This is a genomic window from Bacillus sp. Marseille-P3661, from assembly GCF_900240995.1.
In the GTDB taxonomy this organism is placed as follows: domain Bacteria; phylum Bacillota; class Bacilli; order Bacillales; family Bacillaceae_J; genus OESV01.
The window spans coordinates 1,893,574-1,907,475 of the sequence record NZ_LT965953.1 but is presented as its reverse complement, the minus strand read 5'-3'; the positions used below and the strand labels follow the sequence as shown (position 1 = coordinate 1,907,475).

The 13,902-nt window shown below is 35.4% G+C and carries 11 protein-coding genes; 10 read left to right on the top strand and 1 reads right to left on the bottom strand.

What is annotated here, in order from left to right:
- Positions 1 to 100: 100 nt before the first annotated feature.
- A complete protein-coding gene (locus C1724_RS08810) occupies positions 101 to 1,501 on the bottom strand; it encodes an aminotransferase-like domain-containing protein (RefSeq protein WP_102346306.1) in 1,401 nt (466 codons plus the stop codon).
- A gap of 114 nt (positions 1,502 to 1,615) precedes the next feature.
- On the opposite strand from C1724_RS08810, the gene C1724_RS08805 reads away from it, so the two are divergent.
- From C1724_RS08805 to C1724_RS08760, 10 genes are all read left to right on the top strand, one after another.
- The gene (locus C1724_RS08805; RefSeq protein ID WP_102346305.1) at positions 1,616 to 2,542 is read left to right on the top strand and encodes a DMT family transporter; all 927 of its coding nucleotides are present in this window, start codon (positions 1,616 to 1,618) and stop codon (positions 2,540 to 2,542) included.
- Positions 2,543 to 3,352: 810 nt separating this feature from the next.
- Positions 3,353 to 4,966, top strand: coding sequence for an ATP-binding protein (locus C1724_RS08800; protein ID WP_102346304.1), 1,614 nt, complete (start codon positions 3,353 to 3,355; stop codon positions 4,964 to 4,966).
- Positions 4,963 to 5,634, top strand: a complete 672-nt coding sequence (locus tag C1724_RS08795; RefSeq protein WP_102346303.1) for a response regulator — start codon at positions 4,963 to 4,965, stop codon at positions 5,632 to 5,634. Before C1724_RS08800 ends, C1724_RS08795 begins: the two co-directional genes overlap by 4 nt.
- 271 nt (positions 5,635 to 5,905) lie before the next feature.
- Positions 5,906 to 6,430, top strand: a complete 525-nt coding sequence (locus C1724_RS08790) for a tripartite tricarboxylate transporter TctB family protein (protein WP_102346302.1) — start codon at positions 5,906 to 5,908, stop codon at positions 6,428 to 6,430.
- A gap of 31 nt (positions 6,431 to 6,461) precedes the next feature.
- Complete coding sequence (locus C1724_RS08785) at positions 6,462 to 7,967, top strand: tripartite tricarboxylate transporter permease (RefSeq protein ID WP_102346301.1); 1,506 nt, start codon at positions 6,462 to 6,464, stop codon at positions 7,965 to 7,967.
- A gap of 64 nt (positions 7,968 to 8,031) precedes the next feature.
- Positions 8,032 to 9,066 carry a tripartite tricarboxylate transporter substrate binding protein gene (locus tag C1724_RS08780; RefSeq protein ID WP_102346300.1) on the top strand — a complete coding sequence of 345 codons (1,035 nt, stop codon included), beginning with the start codon at positions 8,032 to 8,034 and terminating at the stop codon, positions 9,064 to 9,066.
- A gap of 38 nt (positions 9,067 to 9,104) precedes the next feature.
- Entirely contained in the window at positions 9,105 to 10,019 is a 915-nt protein-coding gene (locus C1724_RS08775; RefSeq protein WP_102346299.1) for a malate dehydrogenase, read from the top strand.
- A 45-nt stretch (positions 10,020 to 10,064) separates the two neighbouring features.
- Positions 10,065 to 11,186, top strand: a complete 1,122-nt coding sequence (locus tag C1724_RS08770; RefSeq protein ID WP_102346298.1) for a mandelate racemase/muconate lactonizing enzyme family protein — start codon at positions 10,065 to 10,067, stop codon at positions 11,184 to 11,186.
- 768 nt (positions 11,187 to 11,954) lie between these two features.
- Entirely contained in the window at positions 11,955 to 13,202 is a 1,248-nt protein-coding gene (locus C1724_RS08765) for a flavin-dependent oxidoreductase (protein ID WP_102346297.1), read from the top strand.
- A 10-nt stretch (positions 13,203 to 13,212) separates the two neighbouring features.
- The gene (locus C1724_RS08760) at positions 13,213 to 13,509 is read left to right on the top strand and encodes a Dabb family protein (protein WP_102346296.1); all 297 of its coding nucleotides are present in this window, start codon (positions 13,213 to 13,215) and stop codon (positions 13,507 to 13,509) included.
- Positions 13,510 to 13,902 lie beyond the last annotated feature (393 nt).

Sequence of the window (13,902 nt, the reverse complement as noted above, 5' to 3'; positions counted from 1 at the left end):
CGCTTGGAGTTATTCAATTTAAATAGTATAAAGGGTGCCGTGAGATGTTCATTGATTTACATTTCGCAGCACCTTTTTAACGTATCCTTTTGGATAACCACTATTTAGCCAATTCAATCAATTTCTTTATACCTTCTTGGAGCAGCTTTTCATTTGTATAAGAATAACTCAATCTCATCCATGATGATAAATTTTTTAAAGGGTCACAGACTCGACCTGGAACGAAAGATATAGAGTGTGCTAGAGATTTAGTTAATAATAATTCAGTTGATAGATTGTTTGGGACCTGTATCCATAAATTCAGACCTCCATCTGGACTGTTCCATTTCCAATTTGTTTTAGCTAATTCATTCTCCATAATTTCTTTTCTAACCTGTAGTGCAATCCGCAATTTATCTAAATGCTGCTGCAATCTAGGTGATGAAAAATAATGCAGAAAAATCTTTTGATTCAATAATGGTGAACCATTATCTGTTAAAGCTTTGACAGAAATAAGTGATTTCATTAAAGATGATTGACAAATAATCGCAGCCACTCTTAAACCAGGTGAAATGTATTTGCAAAAGCTCCGGAGATAAATAACTGTTCCAGAAGTATCAAATGTGTAAATGGGAGCTGGTGGTTTCTTTTCAAAATAAATATCATGATAAGCATCATCCTCAACTATAAGACAGCGGTACTGTTCCGCAAGCCGTACTAACTCTTTTCGTTGACCAACTGGTATGGTATAACCAGTTGGATTGTGAAAAGTAGGATTAAGGTAAAATAATCGTGGTTTATAAAGTTTCATATAGTGTTCAACCTGGTCTAGATCATATCCGTTTAAATTGATATCGACTGTGAGAATTTGTGCCCCTCTTGCTCTAAAAATATCAATAGCAGCACTGTAACTTGGTCGTTCCAATAAAACGATGTCTCTTGTCTTAACAAAAGTTTGAGCAATGAGATGAATGCCTTGTTGTGAACCTGATAGGATTAATAGATTATCTGCATTAAGGATTGTCTTATATTGGTTGATAAAATAATTAACAAGACTTTCACGTAACTCCTCATCACCCTTTACGTTGGAGTATGTTGCCAAGATCTTTGGATAGAGGTCAAATATTTTTTTTACATAATCCGAAAAATAATGATTGGGCAATAGATTGGGATCGATTAAAGCTTGGGAAAAATTATAATTTACCTGTGATTGGTGAATTTCTGATAAAGAGCATTTTTGCACATAAGCAGAAATAATTGGATGATTATGACCTTCTGTTATAACCTTTCCCTGAGGTTGTATATAATAGCCAACTTTATCTTTAACATAAACCTTATTATGTTTCTTCAGTAATTGATATGCTTTTAATACAGTTAATCGATTCATATTTAATTCAAGTGCTAATTGTCTAATGGACGGAAGTTTATCATGCTCCTTCCATTCTTTACATTCTATGCGGTTTAGTACATAATCATATACTTGGTTAAAAAGAAAGTCTTCAGCTTTAGTGATTTTACCCACAACCATCCCCCCTAATTATGGATTTATTTTATCACAATACGAAGTAATCTGGTCTATCTATCATAAACTGTTCTACTAGCTTCCTTTTATGATGTGAAAAAAGGAGGTATCGATATGGTGATTATTGGTTATCTATTTATGTGTTTGATTTTTGGAACAACATTTTTAGCTATAAAAGTAGGGGTAGACTCAGGTTTACCTCCTTTTTTATCGGCTGGATTTCGTTTTTTGAGTGCAGGTTTGATTCTTTATACGATTCTTGTTTGGAAGAGGAAAGCAACAATAAGGTTATTAATTCGGAAAGAGTTGCTATTAACTGGAGTATGCTTAACCTTTGGGACATTTTCCACTTTATACTGGGCAGAACAGTATATTACATCAGGAGTTGCTGCTGTTCTATCTTCAACTGGGCCAATGATGATAATAGTCATTCAGGGCTTTATTTTTAAACAAGAAGTAAATCGGTTATGTATTCTTGGTTGTTTGATGGGAACGATTGGTTTATCATTCTTTCTTTTACCTAGTCTTGCTATAAATTCTGGTTCATTTTGGTTCTATGGTTGTTTAGCGATTATTATTGGCGAAGTCTTTTATGCAGCTGGAACAATTTATACTAAACAAATAATTAATAAATTTCAAAACACGTCGCCAATTGCACTAAATGCTGTTCAAATGATGTATGGAGGGATCCTGCTAATCTCTTTATCTTTTGTTACGGAAAAAGGGCAATTTGACTTTAATATGAGTTTGCCTTCAATTGGATCTCTCGTTTATTTAGTCGTTTTCGGATCCATGATCGGACACAGTCTATATTATTGGCTTATAGCACGAACAAATCCAATATTTCCATCAACTTGGTTATTTATTTCACCGACTATAGCTTTATTAATAGGAGCTGTTTTTTATGAGGAATATATTTCTTGGTTGACAGCAGTTGGCACCATGATTATTATTTTGGGAACCGTTTTAGTAAATTTACAGTCAATACGTGGGAATAATAGGAATAAGCTTATTTTGGCTAACGAGTTAGATCGTCCATAGTAGAGGAGAAGACAAATAAGCAATTAATAACGCCTTGTTTTTAGCTAACAAGGCGCTTTGTTAATTTTGTTTTTGTAGACTTCAATTTAATTCCACAATTACAAAGTATACTATGTTTGAGTATCTTTATATCTGTTTTACATGTGTGGCAGAAAGAGTTATTCCCAATCATTTTTAGTCTCCTTTTTATTAGATTTGACAAATTGTATTAATATCAATAATTGCTCTAAACAAGTTATTTCGATGAAGAAAGGAGGTAAAACTTTACGTATAATTATTTTAGTTCACTGTATTCATAATAATTATTACTAGGGTTGAAAGTACCTAGGAAAAATAACATATGAGCTAGTTATTAATTAACTTCACTCTGATTTTTACTATATTAATAATAACACTTCCTAATATAAAATCAATATTTATTTATAATAATTATTAAATAGTAACTGATTTGAAGTATTAGAATATAAAGTTATTGGGTGAAATACCTTGAACGTAAAATGTATAGAGACAAATATTACTAAAAAGAGCTTCGTGGAACATAAAATACTGAATCTTTCGAATAAAGCGACGAAAACACTAGTATTTATAAATCTTTTTTCATAAAATAGAGTTAAGAAATATGGTGATTTATATTTTATCTTAGAAAAAATTAGAAACAGCTTTTTAAGTACTTGTCAAACTTAAGCGATAATTTTTAAGGCAAATCTATGAATCTGGTTTGGATCAAAGGCATGAACGAAGTGGGAAAATATAGTCGCTTTCGCATTTTCTTACTTTTTGGCAATATTAAGATCATAGGAGAATAAGTTTATGAGAATTAATAAGTTTCGATCCTCTTTAGAAAAGCAGATTATCATTCTTGCTATTTTTATTATCATGATTGTTTTAATATTTTCTGGTTTTTCTTTTTATAATATTTTATACAAATCAATTGAGGAAACAATTGAGAAGAGAGCTTTGCAAATGTCACATCTTCTAGCAAAGCTGCCATCAGTTCGAAATACATTAGTGAACGGTGAAGACCAGCAACAGCTTCAACTTGTATATGAAGAATTTCTTGAAGAAAGTAGTGAAAAGATCTTTTTAGTACTAATTGATCAAGAGGGAATTAGATATACGCATCCAAATAGGGAGTTAATTGGGGGAACCATTACCGGCAATGACATAAAAAGGGCTTTAAACGGTGAAGCCTATGTATCACAAGCAAGAGGAATCTCTGGGACGTCGATTAGAACCTTTGTGCCTGTTATTGATCCGATTACGAATGAGCAAATTGGGGTCATCTCAGTAGGCTTTCTTAGAGAAAATTTGATAGGATATGTAAAAAATTATGTTGATTCCATCTTTATTTGGCTTGGTGTTGCGTTAGCAATTGGAATCTTTGCGTCCGTGTTATTAGCAAAAAAAATAAAAAAATCATTGTATGGCTATGAACCTGATGAAATTGCCAGGTTATTCAGTGAAAAGAAAGCCATGTTGGAATCGATTGAAGATGGTATAATTGCAATAGATCAGGAGAATAAAATCACATTAATGAATCCTTCTGCACAAAGAATTTTAAATTTACCAGATAATCTTGTTGGTAAGAAAATGAATGAGTCATTGAAAAACGTAAGTTCATTTATAATCTCTAACTCTATTAAACAAGGAGATAGTATTGAGCTATTTGTTAACAATGTAACGATCCTTGCCCGTTATTTTCCGATAGTTAGAGAGAACGTAAGAATCGGTACTATCATGACATTCAGGGATATAACAGAAGTTCGACAAATTGCTGAGAAACTAACAGGTGTTCAACAATATATTGACGGTTTAAGGGCAAAATCGCATGAATTTATGAATAAGCTCCAGACTATAGCGGGCCTTGTTGAATTACAACAATATGATGAAGTAAAAATGTATATTGGTGAAACGACTTCGAAACAGCAGGATTTACTTCACTTTCTAAATCGTAATATAAAAGAACCAAAAATTTCTGGTCTTTTATTAGGTAAGGTTCAACAAGCTGAAGAATTAAATATAAAAACGATTTTTACCCCAGGAAGTAAATTTACTGCATTACCTACTCACAATATGGTAGATAGTTTAGTATTGATTATTGGGAATCTGTTTCAAAATGCAATAGATGCTGTGAAAGATGAAAAGCATCCTGAAATACATATCACTATCCTTGATCAAGAGAAGGGACTTACGATTATAGTTGAGGATAATGGGAAAGGCATTTCTGAAGATCATATCGACTTAGTCTTCAAGAAAGGTTTTTCTACCAAGGGAGAGTCTAATGGCTATGGTTTACATCTAGTTAAGTATCATGTAGAAAATCTATTAGAAGGAAATTTATATTTGGATTCAGCACCAGAAGAAGGTTCTGCGTTTATTGTAGAAATACCTAAGAAAGCAAGTAGGGCAAGGGGGATATCATGAGTATTTATACATTAATTGTAGAAGATGATCCAATGGTTTCTAGCATTAATGAAAATTTCCTGCAACAGGTTGAAGGGTTTCAAGTAGCTGGCACTGTTAAAAATGGTGAAGAAGCCCTTATAGAAATTATAAAAAATAAACCCGACCTTTTGTTGTTGGATCTTTATATGCCAAAAATTACAGGGCTTGAGCTCCTAAAAAGAATTAGACAAGAAAATATAAAATTAGATGTTATTATGATCACTGCGGCTGATTCTCCAGATATTATCGAAGAGTCTCTGAGATTGGGTGTGGTTGATTATATTTTAAAACCATTTGATTTTAAGCGCTTTCAAAGCGCGTTGTTATTTTATAAAAAACGCCATGAACTATTCCAATCTCCCGGCTCGATTAATCAAGATGGGTTGGATTCTTTGCAAGTTACAAATGAACAAATAGACGAGCAGCTGCCTAAAGGGATTGATAAGGTAACCTTAACCTTAACGAGAGATACATTAAAAAAAGCAAAAAGTCCATTATCTATCCATGAATTATCTTCATTGATGAATATATCAAATTTAACAATTCGAAAATATTTAGAGCACCTGATTCAAAATAATGAAATTATTCTTAAGTTAGAGTATCAAAAAAAGGGAAGACCAACAAAGCTTTACTCTTATATTAAATAGATGGTTTATAAAAGGCATGATCTTTCAGGCTGTTGGAAAACGAGATCCAACGGTCACAGAAGGGATCATGTCTTTTTTGCTATATCTATACAGTTATTTTTCTACTTTTTATGTCTACTCCCTATTTTTTTATACTTTTTTAAAGTAAAAGAAATTAATTTTAAATTTATTCAGAATTGTCAGAAAGTATATACTTTAAATAAGTAAGGGAGGGGATAAACGGAAGTACCTTTAATTAATTTTATTTACGCTGGAGGTGAATAAATCAAATATGAATTCTAATTTGGTTCTATCAATTATAACTATTGTTTTTTCAGTAATATTTTTTATTTACTCAAAGACACTCCCAGCACCAGAAGATGCAGAAAAAATCGGCGCAGGTGGGTGGCCAAGCACTATTTTATTACTTATGTTTATTCTTGGTGTTTGGTTATTGGTGCGTACTTTACTTGAGAAAAAGAAAGAAACAGTTTCTACAGTTAGTAAGGTTGAGAATAATTCTAACGGGGATTCTAAAGAAATTGTAGAACCTCCTATGTTTTCAAAAAACCATTATATTGTAACGTTTATTCTAGTGGCATATGCGATTGCTGTTCCAATTATTGGTTTTCTGATCGCAACATTCTTACTCGTTCTTTCGTTAGCATGGCTGTTGGGAATGAAACGTAAACGAAATTTAGCTATTACTTCTGTTGCGAGTTCATTATTCTTTATCTATTTGTTTACAATCGTTTTGCAGCTCCCACTACCACGAGGTTGGTGGTTGTTTAGAGAAATTAGTCTGCTATTTTATTAAGATAACTACCTACGACAATGGAGGTGATTGAATGTTAGAGTCTTTATATCAAGGGTTACTTAATGTGATGCAGCCCATGCATTTGCTTATCCTTTTACTAGCAGTATTAATAGGATTTCTAGGTGGGGCCACTCCAGGAATAAGCGGGGCAATGTTAGTTCTCATTTTACTGCCGATCACATATGGAATGGATACGATTCCAGTCTTTTTATTGCTCACAGCCATTTATGCTGCAGCGGTGTATTCAGGTAGTATTAGCGCCGTTCTTTTTAGAACTCCAGGTGCGCCTGAAGCCATTGCAACTGTAATGGATGGATACCCGATGGCAAAAAAAGGAAAGGCTGGAAGAGCACTAGGTATATGTGTAACTAGCTCAGCCATTGGAGGCGTAATCGGAACCATCTTTTTAATCGTGTTAACACCATTACTTGCAAACTTTGCATTGAAATTTTCGTCTCCAGAATATTTCGCGTTAGCTGTTTTAGGCTTAACCGTTGTTGCGTCGTTAAGCGGCGGTGATCTGGTACGAGGGTTAATCGGAGTACTATTTGGATTATTTATTGCAACTATTGGAATCGATCCTATGACAGGTGCTGAACGATTCACATTTGGTTCGATTAGTATGATGTCAGGAATTAGCTTTGTTCCGATCTTAATTGGTTTGTTTGCGGTATCTGAAGTGCTTAGTAAATCAAGAGAAGATCAGAAGATACAAGAGAAAATCCAAAATGTTAAAACAAAAATATTTGAAATGAAAATTTTCAAACAAATCGCGGGAACGATTGCGCGCTCGTCTTTACTTGGGACATTTATCGGGATTTTACCCGGGGTTGGTGCAACAACAGCATCAATGCTAAGTTACAGCGAAGCCGTCCGTTGGTCAAAAACACCTGAAAAGTTTGGTACAGGCATCCCAGAAGGAATAGCTGCACCTGAATCAGCGAATAACAGTGCTGCAATGGGTGCGATGGTTCCGTTATTGGCTTTAGGTATTCCTGGAAGCGCTACCACTGCTGTTATTCTAGGAGCTTTTATTTTACATGGATTACAGCCAGGTCCTATGCTTTTAGCAACGGAAAGTAATTTAGTTTATACGATTTTTGTGGGCCTATTGCTTGTAAATGCAGCGATTTTGTTCTTAGCCAAGCCGTTTATTTCATTATTTCAACACACTTTGAAGGTATCATATAGTATTTTAGGTCCAATGATTTTAGTTTTTTGCTTTCTGGGAACATTTTCGAACCGAAATTCTATGTTTGATGTCTGGATTATGATTGTCTTTGGTGTGCTAGGCTTTTACTTAGAGAAAATTAGATTCCCAATCGCTACGATTATCTTAGGAATTGTACTTGGTCCGATGGCAGAAGAAGAATTCCGTCGTAGCTTACAAATTGCAAACGGGGATTGGACTGTGTTCTTTACTAGACCAATAAGTGGAATTTTACTAGTATTAGCGGTGATTTCAATTTTATATCCATTTATTAAGAAGTTTTTTAACTTAAGGAAATCAGCGATCAATGCTGAGAAAAGCGCTTAAGTGAATTCATTAATCTATCTAAATATGAAAGAGCTTTCAATTTATTATTAGGAGGTCTTTGTACATGATCAAGAAGAAAATTACTTTATTGGCTTTATTGATGATACTCGCATTAGTTCTAGTTGGGTGTAATAGTGGTGGGCAATCGGCAGGTAGCAGTCAGTCAGAGAGTAGTGGTAATCAAGCTGCACAGGAAACAGAAGAAAAGGAAGAACAAGGAGAAGTTAAGTTTGAACGTGCCATTGAAATCAAGGCAGGTGGCGGTCCTGGTGGGGGTACTGATACTTTTTCAAGAGCAATTGCAAGAGAGCTAAGTGATATTTTAGGTGTGCCAGTAAACGTTGTAAATATTCCAGGAGCAGCTGGAGCAGTAGCAAGTCAGGAGCTAGCAGCAGCACCGGCTGATGGTTATTCAATTATGCCAACTACTTCGGATTTCCAAATTAATATTGCAGCGGGTAAAACACCAAATTATTTAGAGCAATTTGATGCATTAGCAAGAATTCACGAAGATACTTATTCAATTTTAGTGAAAGCAGGAAGTGAGTATGCTGATATCAATGCTTTAATCGCTGCTGCAAAGGAAAAGCCAGGTGAAATTGTTATTGGTGGAACAAGTTCAAAAGGATTAGATGAATTAACTGTAGCCCAATTTGAAGAGATGGCTGGCATAGATCTCAATTATACTCCATATGAAGAAGCTGGAAAAATGGCAGCTGCTGTACTAGGTGGTCACATTGATGCTGTCATTGATGAAATTGGTCCAAATATAGCATTGGTCGAGGGTGGACAATTAGAAGCTAGCGTTATTTTTAGAACGGAACGTTTAGAGCAATTACCTGATGTACCAACTACGGTTGAAAATGGTTGGGATGTGACAACTGGGATGTCAAGAGGTTTCTTAATTCATAAAGATGCACCAGCTGAATTAAAAGCAGCACTTGAAGATGCATTGAAACAAGCAATCGCAAGCGAACGTTACCAGGAGTTTGCAAAAGAGGGTTTCCTTCATTTAAAGGATGGTTGGTTAAATTCTAGTGAATATAAAGAATTTCTGCAAAAAGAAGTAGACGATTTTACAGCTAAATTAGCAGAATAAATAACTTATAGAACCAATCACATGAAGGGGGAAATGAGATGAGTAAGGTATCTATTATTGGTGCTGGTGGAACGCTTGGATCTTCATTTGGTTTTATGCTTGCACTTAAGGATATTTATGATGAAATTTGTTTAATAGATAAAAATAGAAATCTAGTTTTAAACCACCTTATGGATATGGAAAATGCGTTAGTAGGCCAGACGAAAACTCGTTTATACGCTGGTGAAATGGAAGATTTAAAAGGCTCACATGTTGTGTTCGTAACAGCAAGCATTCCAAATCAAAATGTTACGTCACGTCTAGTATTTTTAGAAGGTAATATAAAAGTAATGGATGAGATCGGTGCAGAAATCAAGAAATTTGCGCCAGAGGCTATCATTGTTACAGCCACAAATCCAACGGATATCTTGAATTACTATCTACACACAAAATTCAAGTTTGATCGTCAAAAATTAATAGGCTACAACTTAAATGATAGTAAAAGGTTCGAGTGGGCGATTCGCGATGTATTGGGGCTTAGTGGCACAGATAAATTGTTTAGTCCTGTGCTTGGTGAACATGGCGGCTCACAAGTGCCCGTTTATTCAAAAGTCCAACTCAATGGGCAACAAGCAAATTTTAAAGATGAACTAAAAGAGCTGATCGATCATAAAGTAAACAGCTGGTTTGTCCAGTTTAACGATTTAAAGATTAATAGAACAACAGGCTGGACGTCCGCAATTGGCCTTACTGAAGTAGCGATGGGGCTTGCGGTATCGAAGCCCACATTTATATTAGGATCAGCCATATTGACTGGAGAATATGGGTTAAGTGATTTAAGTATTGGTGTGCCAATGCTAATTAATAATGAAGGTATAGTTGAGGTTCAAGAATGGGAACTTCAGGAGGACGAATATAACGAACTCTTAAAATCCGCAGCTAACATTAAAAAGAATATGTCTGTTCATCAATAAACTAAATTACTAACAATCATAGATAAAGAAAGAAGGATATGTATTATGAAAATTATCGATTTGTCCGTAAACCGCTATGTTCACATGCAAGAATCAGATATGGCGCATTCTGTTGGCCATGAATTAATTATTGTAGAAGTCCATACTGACCATGGCATTACAGGAAGAAGCTTTATTGGTACACCCGTATTTACCCACGGTGTAGTAGGGGATTTGGCAGCGACATTATTAAGACGTAATCTTAAAAATGTCGTTGTAGGGGAAAATCCTTTACATACTGAAAAAATTTGGAAGAAAATGTTCGATGCTCCTTGGCGGATCGGGATGCGTGGCATGATTCGTGATTGTATTGCTGCTGTTGACTTTGCACTTTGGGATATTAAAGGAAAACTTATGAATACACCAGTATCCAACCTGTTTGGAAATTATCGTGCTAGTGTTCCGACATATGCAAATGTAGGGCAGCAATTACCACCAGAACAACTAGGTGAAAGAGCTGCTAAATATGTAGAAGAAGGTCATTCAGCTGTGAAAATTCGCTGTGGATTATCAGCGGTTTCCTTAGACGAAGCGACAAAGAGGGTAGCGGCTGTTCGTGAAGCTATTGGTCCAGATATCAAGCTTATGGTTGATATTAATGGTACGTGGGATACGGATACTGCCATTCAAAAGCTAAAAGAATGGGAGCCATATAATGTATATTGGTTAGAGGAGCCGGTGGCACCTGAGGATTTATCAGGCTATGTCAGAATTAAAGAGCGTGCGGGTTCAACGTTTATCGCTGGTGGTGAACAAAATTCTAGCTTTAATGAATTTAGACAACTTATCGACATGAAGGCGCTAGATATTATTCAACCAAATGCGAGTGCAACAGGCGGTATCACAGAATGGTTAAAAATCTATAATTTTGCAACAACGTATAATTTTCCAGTCTCACCATGGAACCTGCAACAAATTCATCTTCCATTAGCAGTAGGGTTGCCTAATGTGAAATGGATAGAATATTTTACACCGGATCGTTCAACCTTCCAAAATTCACTGTTAAAGGGTCCTAAGATTCAGCAGGTTAGAAAAGATGATGGTATCCATTTACTGGCTATTGAAACTCCTGGATTAGGTATTGAAATAGATGAGGAAGTAGCAGAACGTACTATTGTAAAGGAATAATACAAAATTTGGGTGGCTATATGTGAGAGCGTCAAGACCTATTTTGTAGTCTAGACGCCCCCTTATAGCCTTTTTATGTCATGTGGATGTGCTCTGTTCTCTGCTCTCTGCTAAAGTCATTAGCGGACATCTGATGCCTTATTTGCTAAAAAAAAAGCCCAATTTACGAGTTTTCCGGTCAACGGATTCGCTATTTAATCTAAACCACCCAAAGATCTGCTCATATTGTTGGAATAACGGAATAGATGACCGTGAAATTAAAAAAATCGCTCTTTTAAGCTAAATAACGGATCAAATGTCCACTTATTTAAGTATTCAACCATAGTTGCGATTAAATGGAGTCGATTACGAAACACCTCTATTATTGAAAGAGTAGTACTTTTCATGGTCACAACTATATAAGGATATTACAAAAGGAACCCATAGAGTCTATGCTCTATGGGTTTCTTATCGTTGTTACTTATCATAATCGATAAAATGGTAAATACATAGAATTAATAACTGTTTATTTAATAATAGTGCAATGATCTTAATAAGGTTTGATGTAGTGAGTGAAAGATACAGTCGTTAAGGGCAACAACAAAAGTTGCTTGTGACTACTAATCGAAAGAAGAAGTATATTTATTCCATTTTAATATATGTACAGTTTTTTTTATATCATTTTCACTATAACATAAATATTTATATTGATATATCTAATATTTATGTAATAATTAGAAGAAGATAGAATTATTAGAAAAGTGGATATTTTTTTAGGAGGGGATTATTTTGGCTAATATCAAATCGGCGATTGTCGTCGGCGGTGGGATTGGCGGACTTGTGACTGCACTAAAACTTCACCGCGTTGGCGTGTCAGTGCGTGTGTTTGAAAGTGTGGAAACTATTAAAGCACTTGGTGTCGGTATCAATCTATTGCCGCATGCTGTAAGGGTTCTGACAGAACTTGGTTTGGCAGATGAGCTTGAAAACACTGGCATTCGGACTGCAGAACTTATTTATGTAAACAAATTTGGTAAGGAGATTTGGCAAGAGGATCGAGGAATTAAAGCTGGTTATCGTTGGCCGCAATATTCCATCCATCGTGGACGATTACAAATGCTCTTGCTAAAAGCTGTTAAAGAACGCTTGGGTGAGGACGCAGTGTTTACTGGACATCATTTAAAATCATTTAAAATGTCTGGTGACAAGGTGATAGCTGATTTCGAAAATAGAAAAACTGGTGAACGGCTGGGCTCTTATAGTGCAGAAATCATGATAGCAGCGGATGGCATCCATTCTACTGTTCGTAATTTCTATTATCCAAACGAAGGATTGCCAAAATACAGCGGCCGGATTTTATGGCGTGGCATTACCGAATCAACTCCATTCTTAACAGGAAGATCAATGATAATGGCTGGATATCAGGATCAAAAATTTGTTGCTTACCCAGTATGTCCAGAGGCAGCTGCAAGCGGACGCTCGCTCGTAAATTGGATTGCCGAATTGACTGTCGATGAAATGCCTTCACGTGCAGACTGGAACCGCAAAATAGATAAAGAAGTTTTCGCACCTGCTTTTGCTAATTGGGATTTTGGCTGGTTAAATGTGCCTAAGCTCATAAAGGAAACCGATGAGGTGTTCGAATACCCAATGGTTGACCGTAATCCTCTTCCAAAGTGGACGTATGGACGCATAACTTTACTTGGTGATGCTGCACATCCAATGTATCCAATAGGGTCAAACGGGGCTTCACAGGCTATCCTTGATGCAGATGCATTAGGAATTGCAATCTTAGAGCAACCGAGTGCAGAAACTGCTTTGAAGGCTTATGAACAAGCTAGACTTGACCCTACCGCTAATATTGTTTTATCGAATCGGAAAAATGGACCTGAGATTGTCATGCAGATCGTCGAAGAACGAGCGCCTAATGGCTTTGATTATTTAGAAGACGTCATTACTTATCAAGAGTTGGAGAATATTGCGAATCGTTATAAACAAATTGCTGGTTTTGATAGAGAAACCTTAAATAGTAAATAGGAGTGCAGCTATGGTTGAACATATAGTGTTGATAAAATTTTCACAGCAAGCTACCAATGAACAAAAGGAAGAGTTGATTCACAGGAGTCTCCTGCTAAAAAATATCATACCAGGCATAGTGGATATTCAGCAGGGCATAAATTTTTCGAACAGAAACAAGGGATATGAAGTTGGTTTAACTGTCCGATTCAAAGACCGAGCTGCATTAGAAAATTACGGACCGCACCCTGCACATCAGGAAATAGTATCGTATTTGCGCGAAATTGGTTTGGAAGACACAATCGTAGTTGATTTTGATATTGAATAATATTTTTTTACATTTAAACTTTAATGCTTAAACGCGTTCGGGCGTTTTAGTAATTGTGTTATTTGGAGGAGGGAACTATTGAATAATATGAATGTAGCTCAAGCGATTGATATTAGTCGATTTCGTTCCTTCCATTTTTCGATAAGAGGTAAAGCATTATTGTGATGGCTGGGAACTGTATTTTACAGATGCCAGTTTTTTAGTTTATTTTTGTGAAAGACGTATCAACATTATCTAATAAACGTCAACTTAATTGTTTTAGTTACAGCACCATTATGTAGAAAATAACTAGCTTTTGTCTAGATATTTTAGGTTGTCTTATTAGCAAGCGATCCTTGTTAATAAGAGAACTTAATCTTATATCCATTTATAATATGAAACTACCACCTATTT